Annotated in this window: 16 protein-coding genes; 12 read left to right on the top strand and 4 right to left on the bottom strand. The window is 72.8% G+C overall.

Features of this window, described 5'->3' with window-relative positions:
* Positions 1-114: 114 nt before the first annotated feature.
* Both OHQ87_RS21660 and OHQ87_RS21655 read left to right on the top strand, forming a co-directional pair.
* Positions 115-288 (top strand): CsbD family protein, encoded by a 174-nt coding sequence (locus OHQ87_RS21660; protein ID WP_328340572.1) that lies wholly within the window; start codon positions 115-117, stop codon positions 286-288.
* Positions 289-422: 134 nt separating this feature from the next.
* On the top strand, positions 423-935 hold the full coding sequence (locus tag OHQ87_RS21655; RefSeq protein WP_328340570.1) for a hypothetical protein: 513 nt from the start codon (positions 423-425) through the stop codon (positions 933-935).
* 78 nt (positions 936-1,013) lie between these two features.
* Here OHQ87_RS21655 and OHQ87_RS21650 read toward each other — a convergent pair whose 3' ends face one another.
* Positions 1,014-2,261 (bottom strand): DUF2786 domain-containing protein, encoded by a 1,248-nt coding sequence (locus tag OHQ87_RS21650; RefSeq protein WP_328340568.1) that lies wholly within the window; start codon positions 2,259-2,261, stop codon positions 1,014-1,016.
* 169 nt (positions 2,262-2,430) lie between these two features.
* On the opposite strand from OHQ87_RS21650, the gene OHQ87_RS21645 reads away from it, so the two are divergent.
* On the top strand, positions 2,431-3,309 hold the full coding sequence (locus OHQ87_RS21645; protein ID WP_328340566.1) for a DUF3152 domain-containing protein: 879 nt from the start codon (positions 2,431-2,433) through the stop codon (positions 3,307-3,309).
* A 32-nt stretch (positions 3,310-3,341) separates the two neighbouring features.
* On the opposite strand, the gene OHQ87_RS21640 is transcribed toward OHQ87_RS21645, so the two are convergent.
* The gene (locus tag OHQ87_RS21640; RefSeq protein WP_328340564.1) at positions 3,342-3,770 is read right to left on the bottom strand and encodes an ATP-binding protein; all 429 of its coding nucleotides are present in this window, start codon (positions 3,768-3,770) and stop codon (positions 3,342-3,344) included.
* Positions 3,771-4,222: 452 nt separating this feature from the next.
* On the opposite strand from OHQ87_RS21640, the gene OHQ87_RS21635 reads away from it, so the two are divergent.
* From OHQ87_RS21635 to OHQ87_RS21605, 7 genes are all read left to right on the top strand, one after another.
* Positions 4,223-5,758 (top strand): glycosyltransferase family A protein, encoded by a 1,536-nt coding sequence (locus OHQ87_RS21635; RefSeq protein ID WP_328340562.1) that lies wholly within the window; start codon positions 4,223-4,225, stop codon positions 5,756-5,758.
* Between the two features lie 287 nt (positions 5,759-6,045).
* On the top strand, positions 6,046-6,135 hold the full coding sequence (gene kdpF / locus OHQ87_RS21630) for a K(+)-transporting ATPase subunit F (RefSeq protein ID WP_067312053.1): 90 nt from the start codon (positions 6,046-6,048) through the stop codon (positions 6,133-6,135).
* Entirely contained in the window at positions 6,135-7,790 is a 1,656-nt protein-coding gene (kdpA, locus tag OHQ87_RS21625) for a potassium-transporting ATPase subunit KdpA (protein ID WP_328340556.1), read from the top strand. Before kdpF ends, kdpA begins: the two co-directional genes overlap by 1 nt.
* Positions 7,791-7,810: 20 nt before the next feature.
* Positions 7,811-10,060, top strand: coding sequence for a potassium-transporting ATPase subunit KdpB (gene kdpB, locus OHQ87_RS21620; RefSeq protein ID WP_328340554.1), 2,250 nt, complete (start codon positions 7,811-7,813; stop codon positions 10,058-10,060).
* A complete protein-coding gene (locus OHQ87_RS21615) occupies positions 10,060-10,941 on the top strand; it encodes a potassium-transporting ATPase subunit C (RefSeq protein ID WP_328340552.1) in 882 nt (293 codons plus the stop codon). Before kdpB ends, OHQ87_RS21615 begins: the two co-directional genes overlap by 1 nt.
* A gap of 94 nt (positions 10,942-11,035) precedes the next feature.
* Positions 11,036-13,576 (top strand): DUF4118 domain-containing protein, encoded by a 2,541-nt coding sequence (locus tag OHQ87_RS21610; RefSeq protein WP_328340551.1) that lies wholly within the window; start codon positions 11,036-11,038, stop codon positions 13,574-13,576.
* Positions 13,573-14,256 carry a response regulator gene (locus tag OHQ87_RS21605; RefSeq protein WP_328340549.1) on the top strand — a complete coding sequence of 228 codons (684 nt, stop codon included), beginning with the start codon at positions 13,573-13,575 and terminating at the stop codon, positions 14,254-14,256. The genes OHQ87_RS21610 and OHQ87_RS21605 overlap by 4 nt, the downstream gene beginning before the upstream one ends.
* 34 nt (positions 14,257-14,290) lie before the next feature.
* Here OHQ87_RS21605 and OHQ87_RS21600 read toward each other — a convergent pair whose 3' ends face one another.
* A complete protein-coding gene (locus tag OHQ87_RS21600) occupies positions 14,291-14,722 on the bottom strand; it encodes a DUF1304 domain-containing protein (RefSeq protein ID WP_328340548.1) in 432 nt (143 codons plus the stop codon).
* Positions 14,723-14,815: 93 nt separating this feature from the next.
* Between OHQ87_RS21600 and OHQ87_RS21595 the strand changes: the two genes are divergently transcribed.
* The gene (locus OHQ87_RS21595) at positions 14,816-16,030 is read left to right on the top strand and encodes a PP2C family protein-serine/threonine phosphatase (protein ID WP_328340547.1); all 1,215 of its coding nucleotides are present in this window, start codon (positions 14,816-14,818) and stop codon (positions 16,028-16,030) included.
* Between the two features lie 519 nt (positions 16,031-16,549).
* Here OHQ87_RS21595 and OHQ87_RS31445 read toward each other — a convergent pair.
* Positions 16,550-16,729 (bottom strand): DUF6244 family protein, encoded by a 180-nt coding sequence (locus OHQ87_RS31445; protein ID WP_442930586.1) that lies wholly within the window; start codon positions 16,727-16,729, stop codon positions 16,550-16,552.
* Positions 16,730-16,740: 11 nt separating this feature from the next.
* Between OHQ87_RS31445 and OHQ87_RS31440 the strand changes: the two genes are divergently transcribed.
* Complete coding sequence (locus OHQ87_RS31440) at positions 16,741-16,992, top strand: hypothetical protein (RefSeq protein WP_442930585.1); 252 nt, start codon at positions 16,741-16,743, stop codon at positions 16,990-16,992.
* Positions 16,993-17,152: the final 160 nt, after the last annotated feature.

Below are 17,152 nucleotides of genomic sequence, written 5' to 3'. Positions count from 1 at the left end.
CGGGTGACGCAAACCTCTTGATCGACCCGCTGGAGCGGTGGGTGGGGTGTTTTGGGTTCGGGGGGTGGGGGTAGTTGAGGGGCGTTGGAAGAAATGCTTATACGGGAGGCTCTCATGGGATTCGACGACAAGATCGAAAACACGACCGAGAACACTGCCGGCAAGGTCAAGGAAGGCGTCGGCCGGGCGACCGACAACGAGCGCCTGGAGGCCGAGGGTCGCAACGACCAGGCCAAGTCCAGCCTCAAGCAGGCCGCCGAGAAGGTCAAGGACGCTTTCAAGAGCTGAACCGCTCCAGCCCGGCACGCCGGACCGACACTCGTCGGCCCGGCGTGCGGCGTGCCGGGGGTGAGGCGTCGGCCGACCCGGGCCGTGCGGCATCGTGTCCGTGGTAACGCCGACACATCGAAACGGGGAAGTCGATGCACCGTAGCTCCGCCACCGCGCTCACCCTCGCCGTCTTGACCGTCCTCGCCACCGGCTGCTCGGACGGTGGGGCCGACACCGATGCCGCACCCGGCCCGTCGGCCGGTGCCACCGGGACCCCCACCGTGGAGTCCACGCCCGACACGGTGACGGCCACCGCCGATGCCACCCCGACCGCGGGCAGTGCCGCGAACACCGCGCAGGTCTGTCGTGCCGTCGATCAGTTGATCATCGACGGCAGCCGGCAGATCGTCGCCGACTCGACCGAGGCCACCCGCGAGGAACTCACCCCGGAGCAGCTCAACGGCAAGCTCAAGGGGCGGCTGAGCCGGCTCGCCGACGACGTCCGCGCGCAGTCCCGAAAGGCCCAGGACGCCCGGATCAGGAAGCTGGTCGACGAGACCGCCGCGAAGATCGACAAGGGTGCGGCGGCCAAGAGCCCGGCAACCTGGATGGGCACCGACTTCGTCGACATCCCGCCCCGGCTCACCCGCGACTGTCACGTCTGAGCCGGACCCCGGCCGGTCCGTTCACCCCGGGTCAGCGTCGACCGGTGAGCCGGACCCCGGCCGTTCCGCCCACCCGGGTCAGCGTCGGCCGGGGAGCGGCCGGGCCGGCGGGGTGGCGCCGGCGAGCGAGGCACGGTCGGCGGCGGAGGTGCCGGACTGCCAGCCCTCGGCGTCCCGCACGGTCAGCCGGGCCCGGGTGACGCCGGGGAAGAGGGTGTCCATCCGCTCCCGTACCGCACCGGAGCGGGCGGCGAGCACCGGCAGCAGCCGATCCGGCCCGGCGGCCTCCGTCGCCTGCCGGTTCGCCTCGTCGGTCGCGGCCCGCAGCCGCTCGCCGATCCGTCGGGCGAAGGCGTGCAGGAAAGCCTCGTCGTACGCCTTGGTGCGTCGACCGCCACCCTGACGTTCCCGGCGTCCACGCAGCATCGCGGCGGTGGCCTGCACCAGCAGTGAGGTGTGCAGCAGCTCGACCGCCTCCAGATCGGCGGGGAAGCCGAGCACTGTGGCGAAACCGAGATCGTCCGACCAGACCGACTCGCACCGGTTCGCCGCCGCCACCTCCTGCACCAGCAGCGCCTTCGCGCCCGGGTACGGAGCGTCGGTGCCGATCCGGATTCCACCGGCCCGGCCGGGGTCGGCGGCGGTCGCCTCGACCAGCGCCCGTTCCAGGCTGTGCCGGGCGATCAGCTCCTGGGCCTTACCGGTGAACGCCTCCGCCTCGGCCGGGAAGGTGGTGGACTCCGCCTTGGCCAGCAACGCCCGTACCCGGTCGAGCACCCGGGACCCGGTCGGCCCGGTCGCGGCCGTGCCGTTGGGGCTGCCGGGCGGAGGGCGGAGCACCGCGACCGGCGGCAGGCCGGCCAGCAGTGCCAGCACCTCGATCGCGTCACGCAGGGCGGTGATCCGGTCCGTACCCTCCCGGGTGGCCCAACCACTCAGCCACCCGGCGTCGTCGTCCCAGCGGACCAGGGCGTCCAGGCCGGTCAACTGGTCGTCCCACCACTGCGGCACCGGACCGGGCTGGGCCGCCCGGTCCGCGGCGAGGGCGTCGGTGACCAGCCGACCGGGGCCCGCACCGAGTCGGCGGGTCACGATCCGGGCCACGTCGGCCGGCTGCCAGCCGCGCGGCCAGAGCCGGCCCAGGGCGGCGACCAGCCGGCCGAGCAGCACGGCGTCCACCGCCGCCGGGCCGTCGAGGGCGCCTGCCGTACCCCGGCCACCATCGCCGCCGACCACCAGCCGGTCCAGCTTCCGCTCCGCGTCGCGTACGTCGGTGCCACGCACCGCCGTGACCGCGGCGGTGATGAGGGCGTCGGCGTCCGGCACGGGTGGTCCTTCCTGGGGGATGACGGCCGGGTGGTGTCCGGATCGCCGGGAGTGTCTGCCCGGCAACGGTACCCGTACCCTGGATTGCCCACCCCGGGCACTCATCCGTACGCGCCTCGCGCCCGTACTCCTGCCCGGAGTGGACCACAGGTGGACGGGGAGGCGAACGGTGAGCACCCTGACGGTGAGCGAGGCCGCCGACCGGGGCCGGCACCGGGGGCGACGCCGGGGCGTGACCCCGGCGGGTGTCCTGACGGCGGTGCTGGTGGTGGCCGGGTTGACCGCTGGTGGTGCGGTGGTGGCCCAGCGGCAGGGCGTCGACCTGGGCGCTCTCGTCGGCGACGTACGGCGGGCACCGGTCCGGCCACCCGCCGCCGCGGTGCCGCCCGTGCCGACCCGGGCGGAGGCACCCGGCCCGCTCGGATCCGCCGCCGCCCCCGCCCCGGCTCCGCTGCGCTATCCCCAGCGCGGGACCGGCACCTGGCGGACGGCGAACGCCCAGGGCGCGGTCGCCGGGCGGTCCGGCCAACTGCTGCGCTACCGGGTGGCGGTGGAGGGCGGCATCGACGACGTCGACCCGGAGCGGTTCGGCCGGGACGTGGCGGTGGTGCTCGCCGACCGCCGGGGCTGGACCGCCGACGGCCGGTGGCGGCTGCAACGGGTCGGTGCCGACGCTCCGGCCGACTTCACCGTGTTGCTGACCACCCCGGTCACCCGGGGTGAGTTGTGCGGGGACACCTCGGACCGGTACACCTCCTGCCGCAACGGCGACCGGGTGGTGATCAACGTGGCGCGGTGGGCGCGGGGCGTACCGGACTTCCGGGGTGACCTCGGCACCTACCGGTCGTACGTGCTGAACCACGAGGTGGGACACCGGCTGGGTCGGGGTCACGAACGGTGCCCGGCGGCGGGCGGGCCGGCACCGGTGATGCAGCAGCAGACCCTCGGCCTGCACGGCTGCCGGCCGAACGCCTGGCCGATGGTGGGCGGCGCCCTGCTCACCGGTCCCGCCGGCGAGTACGACGACCCGATCCCGGCCGACAACTGAGCCACCCGGGCGGGTGTCGTCGTTCGGGCGGGTCAGCGACGGGGGAAGGAGGCCCAGATGTTCTTGGTGCGGTCGGTGGCGTACCAGCCGACCTCCAGGGAGACCGCCATGGCGATCTGGAGTCCCCGGCCACCGGCCCCCATCGGTCGGGTGTCGGCCAACTCGGGGATGGTGCTGATGTCGTGGTCGGCGACGTCGAGGATGAGCGACTCGTCGATGGTGAGCAGCCGGACAACCGTGGGCGGAATGCCGTGTTTGAGGGCATTGGTGGCCAGCTCGGTGGCGACCAGGACGATCAGCTCCGGCACCTCGTCCAAGCTCTGACCGTCGAGAAGCTGCTCACCGGTGAGGGCCTCGTGCAGGGAGGCGCGGAGGGCACGCAGGCCGGCGGGATCGGCCAGCTCCCACCGGCGCAACTCGGTGGCCTGAGGCGGGGGCGGCGAGGTGAGAAGCGGTGCCATGATCTCGGTTTACCCTGCGTAGCGGTCTCCCATGCCGGGCCCGCTGTCGGGGATTCGTCCCGTCGGGCACCCGGAACGCTCCGCCGTACCGGCCGACGTCGGCGCCTCGCCCGCGCAGCTCATGTCGAAGCCGCCGCGCCTGCTCACCTCGGAGGCCGTCGTGCGGTGGCTCGGAGCCGTCGTGCGGGCGACCCCGGTTGGGTGGGACACCGGGCGGAGTGTGGTTCGGGCCACTGTCGAGGGTGGTGTTCCAGGCGGGGCCGGGTCGCCCACCGCCGCCATGCCGGGGATCGAGAAATCACCCGGTTCGGGGCCTGCGTCAGCGCCCGCGGTCGCGTAAAGTCCGCAAACTGAACGGGCCATGTCGGCGACGGAACGCCCCGCTTACGGGTGCCCGTCCGCACGGTTGGGCGCATCCCCGCGCCGGCTCGCGGACCGCCTCAGGAAGAGCCATGACCGCCAGTACGAATGCTCCCAAGGTGACCGTCGTGGTCCCGGCGTACAACTCCGGGCCGCACATCGAGAAACTCGTCACCTCGTTGCTGAACCAGTCGCTGCCGGCCGGCGAGTTCGAGGTCATGTTCGTCGACGACGGTTCGACCGACTCGACAGGTGCCCGGCTCGACGAGCTGGCCGCCGCCCACCCGCACTTCCGGGTGCTGCACATCGACAACTCCGGCTGGCCGTCGCGGCCCCGTAACCTCGGTGTCGACCACGCCCGCGGCGAGTACGTCTTCTTCGCCGACGACGACGACTGGTTCGGCGAGGAAGCCCTGGAGCGCCTGTACGCCTGCGCGACCGCGCACGACGCGGACCTGGTGGTCGGCAAGATGGCCGGGCACCGCCGTTCGGTGCCGCGTGAGCTGTTCCGGCGTAACCGGTTCGACGCGACCCTGGCGAACACGCCCCTGATCGACAGCCTCACCGCGCACAAGTTGTTCCGCCGCTCCCTTCTGGTCGAACACGACCTGCGCTTCCCGGAGGGCAAGCGGCGGCTGGAGGACCACGTCCTGGTCACCCGGGCCTACTTCCTGTCCCGGCGCACCTGCGTGCTGGCCGACTACGTCTGCTACCACCACCAGCGACGGGTCGACGCCGGCAACGTCACGGCCACCGCGTTGGAGCCGGCGGGCTACTTCGTCAACCTGCGCGAGGCGCTGGACATCGTCGACGCGCACACCGAGCCCGGCCCCCTGCGGGACCGGCTGCACCGGCGTTGGCTGCGCAACGAGATGGTGGCCCGGGTACGCGGCCGGCGGCTGCTCGACGCGCCCGCCGACTGGGCCGACCAGTTGGTCGGCGAGGCACAGCGGGTGATCCGGGACCGGTTCGCCCCGGGCGTCGCCGCCGGTCTGCCCCCGCTGCAACGGATCATCACCCGGCTCATCGAGCAGGGCCGCACGGCGGACCTGCGCCGGCTCGCCCAGTGGGAGGCGGCCGTCCGGGCCGTGCCCACCGTGCAGCAGGTCGAGCGGGACGGCGCCGCCCTGACCGTCACCCTCTCCGCCGAGCTGTGCTTCGGCGACCGCCCGCTCACCCTCACCGCCGACGGCGAGCAGCGGCTGCTGGTGGTGCCGGTGGACGACGTGCCGGCCGAACTGCGGGACGCGACCAGCCGGATCAAGCAGTCCAAGCTCGACGTCATCGCCCGGCGGCGGGACACCAGGGAGGAGTTCTTCGTGCCGGTCACCGGCACCGTCGAGCTGGTCCCGTCGGCCGACGACACCCTTCGGCTGGTCCAGAGCGGTACCGCCCGACTCGACGTCGGCGCGCTCAACGGAGGCCGGAGCCGGGGCACCTGGGATCTGAAGGCCCGGGTCACCTGCTGCGGGTGGACCGAGGACGCCGTACTCCCGGTGGCCTTCCGCTGCGCGGCCGACGGTGCCCGCCCGGTCGTCGTGCCGCACCTGGACAGCCTGCGCTTCCGGCTGCGCCGGGCGGTGGCCCGTCGGGTGCCCGAGTCGATCCGGCGGGCCATCCGCCGCTGACCCGGTCGCCCCCGGAACGGGACGGGGCCGACACCGTGGTGACCACCGTCACCGACCCGTTGGCCGGCGTGAAGAACGCGTCAAGAAACCCTGGCCGCCCGTCACGGTCGCGTTATGGACCCTGCCCATCGGACGACAGCGCGTTGTGATTGCCCCGGCGTGGCCGGGAGGCGGTCACGGCGTACCGGTCCGGTTGGGGGAGTCCGCGTGGCTGACGTGGTGTTCGTTCTGGTGACGGTGGTGCTGTTCGCGGCGCTCGCCCTCGTGGTGAGGGGCGTGGAGAAGCGGTGAACGCCGTCAACGCCGTCGGCCTGGTGCTGGCGATCGGTCTGGGTGTGTTCATGGTCGTCGCGCTGCTGTTCCCGGAGCGCTTCTGATGACCACGACCACGACCGGCGTCATCTTCGTCCTGTCCCTGGTGGTGGCGCTGGCCGCCGCGTACCGGCTGTTCGGCGACCACCTGTACCGGGTGGTCGCCGGCACCCGGCATTCCCGGGTCGAGCGCGGGGTGTTCCGGCTGGTCGGGGTGAATCCGGCCGCCGAGCAGCCGTGGGGCGTGTACGCCCGCAGCCTGCTGGCCTTCTCCGCCGTCTCGGTGCTGTTCCTCTATGCCCTCCAGCGGTGGCAGGACCACCTGTGGCTGTCGCTGGGCTCCGGCCCGGTGGTCCCGCACGGCGCCTGGAACACCGCCGTGTCGTTCGTGACCAACACGAACTGGCAGTGGTACGCGGGCGAGTCGACCATGGGGCACCTGGTGCAGATGGCCGGGCTGGCGGTGCAGAACTTCCTCTCCGCCGCGGTGGGCATCGCCGTGGCGGTGGCACTGGTCCGGGGGTTCGCCCGCAGCCGTACCGGCGAACTGGGCAACTTCTGGGTGGACCTGGTCCGGATCACGCTGCGGGTGCTGCTGCCGGTGGCGGTGCTCGGCGCGCTCGTGCTGATGCTCGGCGGCGTGGTGCAGAACCTCTCCGCCGGCACCGACGTGACCACCCTGACCGGCGGCGGTCAGACCGTCACCGGTGGGCCGGTGGCCAGCCAGGAGGTGATCAAGGAGTTGGGCACCAACGGCGGTGGTTTCTACAACGCCAACAGCGCCCACCCGTTCGAGAACCCGACGGCCTGGACGAACTGGGTCGAGCTGTTCCTGATCCTGCTGATCCCGTTCAGCCTGCCCCGGGTGTTCGGCCGGATGGTCGGCCAGCACCGGCAGGGCTACGCGATCGTCGCGGTGATGGCCGTCCTGGCGCTCGGCAGCGTCACCCTCACCAACGTGTTCGAGCTGGCGGGGCAGGGCACCGTGCCGCAGGCCGTCGGCGCGGCGCTGGAGGGCAAGGAGGTCCGCTTCGACGTGTCGAACTCGGCGACCTTCGGGGCGGTCACCACGCTGACCTCCACCGGCGCGGTGAACTCGGCCCACGACTCGTACACCGCGCTGGGCGGGATGATGACGCTGGGCAACATGATGCTCGGTGAGGTCGCCCCCGGCGGCGTCGGCGCGGGCCTGTACGGGCTGCTGGTCCTCGCGGTGATCACGGTGTTCGTCGCCGGTCTGATGGTCGGCCGGACCCCGGAGTACCTGGGTAAGAAGATCGGTTCCCGCGAGATCACCTTCGCCTCGCTGTACTTCCTGGTCACCCCGGCCCTGGTGCTGATCGGCACGGCCGCCGCCTTCGCCACCGGCAACGACTCGACCACGTTGAACGTCGGCCCGCACGGCCTGTCCGAGGTGCTCTACGCGTTCACCTCGGCGAGCAACAACAACGGCTCGGCGTTCGCCGGGATCACCGTGGACACCCCGTGGTGGAACACCGCGCTCGGGTTGTGCATGCTGCTCGGCCGGTTCCTGCCGATCATCCTGGTGCTCGCGTTGGGCGGCTCGCTCGCCCGGCAGGCACCCACCCCCGCCTCCGAGGGCACCCTGCCGACCCACCGCCCGCTCTTCGTCGGGCTGGTCGTCGGCGTCACGGTGATCCTGGTGGCGCTCACCTTCCTGCCCGCGCTCGCCCTCGGCCCGCTGGCCGAAGGGCGGTGACCACCATGGGGAAGAACGACATGACCGTCCCGTCCGTGGCACCCGGCGGCGACCGGCCGCCGGTTGCCGGCCCACCCGACGCCCGGGGACAGGCCGGCCCACCCGACGCCCCGGGACCGGCCGACCCACCCGCCGGCCGGGCACCGACCGGCGGCCGGGCCGGTGGCGGCCTGCTGGACCCCCGACAGGTGGTCCGCTCCCTGCCCGACGCGGTGCGCAAGCTCGACCCGCGCACCGTGTGGCGCAACCCGGTGCTGCTGATCGTGGAGATCGGCGCGGTCTTCACCACCGTCCTGGCGGTGGCCGACCCGTCGGTGTTCGGCTGGGCGATCACCGGTTGGCTCTGGCTCACCGTGCTCTTCGCCAACCTCGCCGAGGCGGTCGCCGAGGGCCGGGGCCGGGCGCAGGCCGCCTCGCTGCGGCAGGCCAAGCGGGACACCATCGCCACCCGCCTGGTCGGCTGGGCCCCGGGCGCTCCCGCCAACGCCTACACCGACGAGGCGGTGCCCGCGCCGGAACTCAGGCAGGGGGATGTCGTCCTGGTCGCGGCCGGCGGGACCATTCCCGGCGACGGTGACGTCGTCGAGGGCATCGCCAGCGTCGACGAGTCCGCGATCACCGGTGAGTCCGCGCCGGTGATCCGGGAGTCCGGCGGTGACCGCAGCGCCGTCACCGGCGGCACCCGGGTGCTCTCCGACCGGATCGTCGTGCGGATCACCCAGCGGCCGGGGGAGAGCTTCATCGACCGGATGATCGCCCTGGTCGAGGGGGCCGACCGGCAGAAGACCCCGAACGAGATCGCGTTGAACATCCTGCTCGCCGCGCTCACCCTGATCTTCCTGCTGGCCGTGGTCACCCTCCAACCGTTGGCGATCTTCGCCAAGGGTTGGCAGACCGCCGCGCCCGACACCGGGGCGGTCACCGACGACGGGGTGACGGGGGTGGTGCTGGTGTCCCTGCTGGTCTGCCTGATCCCGACCACCATCGGGGCGCTGCTGTCGGCGATCGGCATCGCCGGCATGGACCGGCTCGTGCAGCGCAACGTGCTGGCGATGAGCGGTCGGGCGGTGGAGGCGGCGGGGGACGTCGACACGCTGCTGCTGGACAAGACCGGCACGATCACCCTGGGCAACCGGCAGGCCGCCGCGTTCCTGCCGGCCGAGGGGGTCACCGCCGCCGACCTGGCCGCCGCCGCGCAGCTGTCCAGCCTCGCCGACGAGACCCCCGAGGGTCGGTCGGTGGTCGTGCTGGCCACGCGGGAGTTCGACCTGCGCGCGGAGGAGCCAGGGCTGCTGCCGTACGCCGTCTTCGTGCCGTTCACCGCCCAGACCCGGATGAGCGGCGTCGACCTGACCCCGCGGGCCGCACCGCCCCGCCGGGTCCGCAAGGGTGCGGCGACGGCGGTGCTGACCTGGGTACGGGAGCACGGCGGCCACCCCGACGAGCAGGTCGGCCAGGTGGTCGACGAGATCAGCGGGCTCGGTGGCACCCCGTTGGTGGTGGCCGAACACGTCGACGGGGAGCCGGCCCGCGCGCTCGGCGTCATCCATCTCAAGGACGTGGTGAAGGCCGGGATGCGGGAGCGGTTCGCCGAGCTGCGCCGGATGGGCATCCGGACGGTGATGGTCACCGGTGACAACCCGCGTACCGCGAAGGCGATCGCCGACGAGGCCGGGGTGGACGACTTCCTCGCCGAGGCGACCCCGGAGGACAAGCTCGCCCTGATCCGCCGGGAGCAGGAGGGTGGTCGGCTGGTCGCGATGACCGGGGACGGCACCAACGACGCCCCGGCGCTGGCCCAGGCCGACGTCGGGGTCGCGATGAACACCGGCACGTCGGCGGCGAAGGAGGCCGGCAACATGGTCGACCTGGACTCCGACCCGACCAAGTTGATCGAGATCGTGCAGATCGGCAAGCAGTTGCTGATCACCAGGGGCGCGCTGACCACCTTCAGCATCGCCAACGACGTGGCGAAGTACTTCGCGATCATCCCGGCCATGTTCGCCGGCATCTATCCGGGCCTGGACCGGTTCAACGTGATGCGGCTGGGCAGCCCCGAGTCGGCGATCCTCGCGGCGGTGATCTTCAACGCGCTGGTGATCATCGCGCTCGTACCGCTGGCCCTGCGCGGGGTGCGTTACCGGCCGGCTGCGGCGTCCGCGCTGCTCGGCCGCAACCTGCTGGTCTACGGCCTCGGCGGCATCGTCGCGCCGTTCGTCGGCATCAAGCTCATCGACCTGCTCATCCAGTTCGTTCCGGGGGTCTCGTGATGCGCCCACCCGCCTGGCTCGCCGCCCACCTCGCCGCGCTGCGCGCCCTGCTCGTGTTCACCGTGCTGCTCGGGGTGGCCTACCCCCTCACCCTGGTCGCCGTCGGTCGGCTCCCCGGCCTCGACGGCCGGGCCGCCGGGTCGCTGCTGACCGTCAACGGCCGCACCGTCGGCAGCGCCCTGATCGGGCAGTCCTTCACCGACGCCGACGGCAACCCCGTCCCGCGTTACTTCCAGTCCCGCCCGTCGGCGGCCGGCGACGGCTACGACCCGACCGCCTCCGCCGCCTCGAACCTCGGCCCGGAGAGCGTGGTGGACACCCTCGCCGCCGACCCACAGGACTCGAACCGGAGCCTGCTCAGCCAGGTCTGCGCGCGCAGCCGGGCGGTCGGTGCCCTGGACGGCGTCGACGGGCGGCGGCCGTACTGCACGCCGGACGGGGTGGGGGCGGTGCTGGCCGTGTTCCGCGCCGACGGGCTGACCGGCCGGGTCACCCGGGTGGTAAGCGTCAACCAGACCGCCCCGGCCACCCCCTTCGTCTCCTCCTGGCAGGGGGTGCCTGTGGAGTTGGCGAAGCCCGGGGAGGACTACCGGGCGGCCGGTGGGCTGGTGACCCCGGTCCGGGGGGACGCCCCGGAACACCCCGCCGTCCCCGCTGACGCGGTCACCGCCAGCGGCAGCGGCCTCGACCCGCACATCAGCCCGGCGTACGCCGAGATCCAGGTGGCCCGGGTGGCGCGGGAGCGCGGCGCGGACCCGGCGGTGGTCCGGCGGCTGGTCCGGGAGCACACCACCGGCCGGACGCTCGGCTTCCTGGGTGCCCCCACGGTGAACGTGCTGGAACTGAACCTGGCCCTCGACCGGAGTTTCCCCGCCCGCTGACGACCGACAACGCACCCCGTCCGCGCCCGACAGGTCGGGTGCCGGCCCGGCAGTCGTGGCCCGGGGAGGGTGCGCACAGCGAGAGGATGGTCCCGTGCCCCGAGGTGAACTGCGCATCTACCTGGGCGCCGCCCCCGGCGTCGGCAAGACGTACGCCATGTTGGAGGAGGCCCGGCGGCGGGCCGGGCGGGGCACCGACGTGCTGGTCGGCCTGGTGGAGACGCACGGCCGGCCGCACACCGCCGCGATGATCGGCGACCTGACGGTGCTGCCCCGCCGCACGTTGCGCCACCGGGGCGTCGAGTTCACCGAGCTGGACCTCGACGCCGTGCTGGCCCGCCGCCCGGACCTCGTCGTGGTCGACGAACTGGCGCACACCAACGTGCCCGGCTCCCGGCACGAGAAGCGCTGGCAGGACGTCCAGGAACTGCTCGACGCGGGCATCTCGGTGCTGTCGACGGTCAACATCCAGCACCTGGAGTCGATCAACGACGTGGTCGCCCGGATCACCGGCACCACCCAGCGGGAGACCGTCCCGGACGCCGTCGTCCGCGCCGCCGGGCAGGTCGAACTGGTCGACATGACCCCGGAGGCGCTGCGCCGGCGGATGGCGCACGGGAACATCTACCGGCCGGACCGGATCGACGCGGCGCTGGGCAACTACTTCCGGGTCGGCAACCTCACCGCGCTGCGCGAGCTGGCCCTGCTCTGGCTGGCCGACAAGGTCGACGACCAGCTCGACCGGTACCGGGCCCAGCAGGGCATCTCTGCCACCTGGGAGGCCCGGGAACGGGTCGTCGTCGCCCTCACCGGCGGCCCGGAGGGGGAGACGCTGATCCGCCGGGCCGCCCGGATCGCCGCCCGGAGCAAGGGGGCCGACCTGCTCGCCGTGCACGTGGCCCGCAACGACGGGTTGGCCGGGGCGGACCCGGCCCAGCTCGCCCGGCAGCGGGTCCTGGTGGAGAGCCTCGGCGGCAGCTACCACCAGGTGCTCGGCGGGGACGTCCCGGCCGCCCTGCTCGACTTCGCCCGGGGGGTCAACGCCACCCAACTGGTGCTCGGGGCGAGTCGGCGCGGTCGGTTCGCCCAACTGCTCGCCCGGGGCGTCGGCGTCACCACCACCGCCCGCTCCGGGGCGATCGACGTGCACCTGGTCACCCACCCGCAGGCCGGGCGGGGCCGGCGCGGGGCCGGGGTGCCGGCCGCGCTGTCCCGACGGCGTCGACTGCTCGGGTTCGCCCTCGCCGGGCTTGGCCTGCCGCTGCTCACCCTGCTGCTGTCGACGCTGCCGGACCTGACCCTGACCAACGACATCCTGATCTTCCTGGCCGGGGTGGTCGGGGTGGCGCTGGTCGGCGGGCTGTGGCCCGCGTTGGTCGCCGCGCTCGGCGGATCACTGCTGCTGAACTGGTTCTTCACCCCGCCGTACCGCACGCTGACCATCGCCGAGGCGGACAACCTCCTCGCACTGGGCGTCTTCGTCGGGGTGGCGGTCGCGGTGAGCTGGGTGGTGGACGTGGCGGCCCGGCGTACCCGGGAGGCCGCCCGTGCCGCCGCCGACGCGCAGACCCTGGCCACCGTCGCCGGCAGCGTGCTGCGCGGTGAACGGCCGCTGCCGGCGCTGCTCGCCCGGCTGCGGGAGACCTTCGCGCTGCGCGCGGTCAGCGTCCTGGAGCTCGCCCCCGACGCCCAGGGGCGGCCCGGCCGGGCCCACGAAGAAGGTGCCTGGCGTCTGGTCGCCAGCGTCGGCGCGGACCCGGCGGGCAGCCCCGGCGCGGGGGAGACCACGGTACCTGTCGACGACCGGCTGACCGTGGTGCTCAGCGGCCGTCGGCTGGAGGCCGCCGACCGGCGCATCGTCGAGGCGTTCGCCGCCCAGGCCGCCGTCGCGCTGCGCCAGGAACGGCTCGCCGAGGAGGCGGCCACCGCCCGGCCGCTCGCCGAGGCCGACCGGTTGCGCACCGCGTTGCTCGCCGCGGTCAGCCACGACCTGCGTACGCCGCTGGCGTCGGCGAAGGCCGCGGTGAGCAGCCTGCGCAGCCCGGACGTCGACTTCGACCCCGAGGACCGGGCCGAGTTGCTCGCCACCGCCGACGAGTCACTGGACCGGCTCGGTCGGCTGGTGGCGAACCTGCTCGACATGAGCCGGTTGCAGGCCGGCGCGCTGGGCGTCACCCGCACCGCGATCGGCCTGGAGGACGCCGTACCGCTGGCCCTGGACGAGCTGGGGCCGGCCGCCGCCGACGTGCGGACCGACATCCCCGCCGACCTGCCGGCGGTCGACGCCGACCCGGGCCTGCTGGAACGGGTGCTTGTCAACATCGTCGCCAACGCCCTGCGGCACAGCCCACCCGGGCAGCCGCCCACGCTCACCGCCAGCGCCCACGCCGGGCAGGTGGAGCTGCGGGTCATCGACACCGGCCCCGGCATCCCCGAGGACCGCTGGGAGCACGTCTTCCTGCCGTTCCAGCGGCTCGGCGACCGGGACAACCAGACCGGGGTGGGGCTGGGGCTGGCGCTGTCCCGGGGGCTGACCGAGGCGATGGGTGGCAGCATCACCCCGGAGACCACCCCCGGCGGAGGACTGACCATGGTGCTGCGGCTGCCTGCCGCCGACGAGAGGCCGGACCGGTGACCCGCATCCTGGTCGTCGACGACGAACCCCAGATCCTCCGCGCACTCCGGATCAACCTGCGTGCCCGGGGGTACGACGTCGAGGTCGCCGGGACCGGCACCGCCGCGCTGAAGGCCGCCGCCAGCCACCCGCCGGACCTGGTGGTGCTCGACCTCGGGCTGCCCGACCTCGACGGCGTCGAGGTCATCCGGGGCCTGCGCGGCTGGACCACGATCCCGATCATCGTGCTCTCCGGCCGGGCCGGCAGCGCGGACAAGGTCGCCGCCCTCGACGCCGGTGCCGACGACTACGTCACCAAGCCGTTCGGGGTCGACGAACTCCTCGCCCGGATCCGCGCCGTCACCCGTCGGCTCACCAGCGCGCCGGTCGACGCCGCCGCCGAGGCCCGGGTGGGCCGGCACACCGTCGATCTCGCCGCCCGCGTCGTCACCCGCGACGACGGTGTCGAGGTCCGGCTCACCCCCACCCAGTGGGCGGTGCTGGAGCGGCTGCTGCGCCACCCCGGGAAGCTGATCAGCCAGCGCCAGCTCCTGCACGAGGTGTGGGGGCCGGAATACCAGCACGAGACCAACTACCTGCGGCAGTACCTGGCCCAGTTGCGGCGCAAGCTGGAGGACGACCCGGCCCGGCCCCGGCACCTGATCACCGAGCCGGGGATGGGCTACCGCTACCGCCCCTGACCGGGCTCCCGTGCCGGGTCGTGACCGATCGGGCTCAGCCGAGGCTGAGCCCGATCGCCAGGGCGACGACGGCCAGGAGTGGGGGGACGAGCTGCTTGAGCGCGGCGCTCGCCTTCGCCGGTGCCGAGATCAGCAGCACCAGACCGGCGGCGACCATCGAACCGGCGCCGACGAAGACCAGGGTCGCGCCGACGGTGTGCGCGCCGACGGCGTAGGCGATGATGCCGACGACGATCGTGATCGCCAGGAAGAGGTTGTAGAAGCCCTGGTTGAAGGCGAGCTGCCGGGTCGCCTCCGCCTCCTCGCGGCTGGTGCCGAAGACCGAGCGCGCGCGGGCGGTCGTCCAGACGACGGACTCCAGGTAGAAGATGTAGACGTGGATGAGGCCGGCGATGCCGGCCAGGATGAGCCCTGCGACGACCATGACGCTGCCTCCTTCGTACGCGCGGACGGAGATGTCCGCCACCGTCATTCTTCCTGTCCGCCGTGTCCTCGAATCAGGTGGTGGCGGGTTTCCCGTGCGCCTCCTACGGTGGGGGAGACGTGGGGGAGGTTCAGATTGGTCGACGCGGGTGACGCGGTGCGTTGGCTCCAGCTCGCCGCGCCTCGCGGGGGGCCGGACGACCTGCCATTGCTGGTGAACCGGGCCGCGCCGGCCATCGACGCCACCGAGATCGTGATCTACCTGGCGGACTACCAGCAGGCCAGCCTCGTACCGCTGCTCGGTGCCGGCCTGGACCGCGAGGCGCTGCCGATCGAGACGACCCTCGCCGGTCGGGCGTTCACCGGCCTCGACGTGCAGCGCGCGCCCGACAGCCCGGACCGGATCTGGGTCCCGCTGCTCGTCGGGTGCGAACGGATGGGCGTGCTGGAGATCGTCTCGCCGGCCGCCGGGGACCCGGCGATGAACGAGCCGGCCTGGGAGTTGGCGACCTGTGTCGCGCAACTCGTGGTGAACCGCCGACCGTACGGCGACGTCGTGGAACGGCTGCGGCGTCGGCTGCCGATGCAGGTCGCCGCCGAGATCGTCTGGGGCCTGCTGCCGCCGCTGACCTTCGCCACCGACGACATGGTGCTCACCACCATCCTCGAACCGTGCTACGACGTCGGCGGGGACATCTTCGACTACGCGCTCAACGGTGACGTGCTCAGCGTCGGGCTGTTCGACACCTGCGGGCACGGCATCAAGGCGAGCACCCTGGCCTCCCTGGTGGTGAGCGCCTACCGCAACGCGCGCCGCTGTGGCCTCGACCTGGTCGACACGGCGACCAGCATCGACAGGTGGGTGCGCTCCGAGCACCCGCACATGTTCGCCACGGCGCTCCTGGTCGAGCTGGAGCGGAGCACCGGCCGGCTCCGGATGATCAACGCCGGCCACCCGGGTGCCCTGCTGCTGCGCGACGGCAAGGCGATCCGGGAGCTGCCGGGCCCGACCGCGCTCCCGCTCGGCCTGGGTCACCTCGCGACCCACCGCCCCGAGGTGTACGAGGAGGAGCTGCACCCTGGGGACCGCATCCTCGCCTACACCGACGGCATCACCGACGCGCGTGGCATCGACGGGGAACGGTTCGGGTTGACGCGTCTCGTCGACTTCGTCAACCGGGCCCTCAACGACCAGCTGGCCACCCCGGAGACGATGCGCCGGCTGGTGCGCGCGGTGGTCGCGTACCAGTCGGGGCAGCTCGACGACGACGCGACGGCGCTGTTGCTGGAGTGGCGTCCACCGCACGCACCGCTGTCCCACCTGCACGACCTGCGGACAACAGCCCCCTGAGTCGGCCGTCGCCGGAGTCCCGGATCGATGATCCGCCTACGGCGCGCCGAGATGATGCGGCAAATAGTGTGGGGTTATGAATACTATTGTTAAGGATAAAAGCACTTTTAGTAATTGGTAATGATCGTAGAGATTTGGGACCTCGCCGGCACCAACCGGCCCCTCGTGCTCAGCGGCCACGAGAAGCGGGTCGGCGTGGTGGCCTGGGCACCCGAGCCCGTACCCGAGTGTTCCGCGCGCTCACCGACGACGAGCGGCGAACCCACCTGCTCCCGGGCAGCGGGAACTCCTAGCGTCTGCTCTACCTCCCAGGTTTCCTCATCCACGAGGTAGTTGCCCGGGTCCAGCCCCAGCGTCTTACGGCGATCCGAAGCCCGGTAGGCGGCATTGGCCTCCTCGAACGACTCGGGCCCGTCATGGGAGATCACCCAGATGTGCTGACTGCGCGCAGCGTCCTTCCAGGGACACGATCCGCGCGGCTGGGGCTGGGGCTGGGCGGTGGGTGGCCTCCAGCCCCGGTCAGTTTCCCGTTGATCCCACCCGTTGTGCCTCGGCGATCGCCGTCTCGATGGCCTTTCGTGCGCCGCTGGTGCGGGCGACAACCTGCATCAGCACCTGCTTGATGCCGTCCAGGGCCTGTAGCAGGGGTCCGGATTGTCCACCGTGGAGGATCGTGGTGACGGAGTTGTTGTGTCTCACCGATCCGGGTGATGGCGCTGCCTGCCGAGTCGCGGGCGGTGCCGACGGCGCTCTGCACGGGCGTCAGTGCGGCGATCGTCTTCTGCGGGGTGGCCTGCTGGGGTACGGGGGTGACGGCTTTCGTCGCCTCACCGGTCGACCCTTCGAGTCTTCCCAGGCAGGCCGCCCTGGACGTCGGTGAGCGCGGTGCGGGCCCGGGCGACGCTGCGGCGACGACGAGGAAGCCGGCGGTGGTGGCCCGCAGCGCGATCTCCTGCGCCTGAAGGTGGGCGGCGGCCGTCAACCCCTGGGCCCGCTCGACGCCGGCCGTCAGGGCGCGGAGTTCACCGGTGATCTTCTCGACGTGTGACACGGAGGCGGCATCCCCAATCGATAACGGCGAACGGGTGTACCTGACGCTGCCGAAGGCACGCCACGGGTCAC

The sequence above is a fragment of the Micromonospora sp. NBC_00421 genome (genome assembly GCF_036017915.1).
In the GTDB taxonomy this organism is placed as follows: Bacteria; Actinomycetota; Actinomycetes; order Mycobacteriales; family Micromonosporaceae; genus Micromonospora.
The sequence above is the reverse complement of the archived record's forward strand: the minus strand, read 5'-3'. Positions and strand labels throughout refer to the sequence as shown.

Coding starts and splice junctions, on each gene's coding strand:
- OHQ87_RS21640 (WP_328340564.1), bottom strand. CDS start 3,770: ATGGCACCGCTTCTCACCTCGCCGCCCCCGCCTCAGGCCACCGAGTTG.
- OHQ87_RS21660 (WP_328340572.1), top strand. CDS start 115: ATGGGATTCGACGACAAGATCGAAAACACGACCGAGAACACTGCCGGC.
- kdpA (WP_328340556.1), top strand. CDS start 6,135: ATGACCACGACCACGACCGGCGTCATCTTCGTCCTGTCCCTGGTGGTG.
- OHQ87_RS21635 (WP_328340562.1), top strand. CDS start 4,223: ATGACCGCCAGTACGAATGCTCCCAAGGTGACCGTCGTGGTCCCGGCG.
- OHQ87_RS21615 (WP_328340552.1), top strand. CDS start 10,060: ATGCGCCCACCCGCCTGGCTCGCCGCCCACCTCGCCGCGCTGCGCGCC.
- kdpB (WP_328340554.1), top strand. CDS start 7,811: ATGACCGTCCCGTCCGTGGCACCCGGCGGCGACCGGCCGCCGGTTGCC.
- OHQ87_RS31440 (WP_442930585.1), top strand. CDS start 16,741: ATGGCGCTGCCTGCCGAGTCGCGGGCGGTGCCGACGGCGCTCTGCACG.
- OHQ87_RS21655 (WP_328340570.1), top strand. CDS start 423: ATGCACCGTAGCTCCGCCACCGCGCTCACCCTCGCCGTCTTGACCGTC.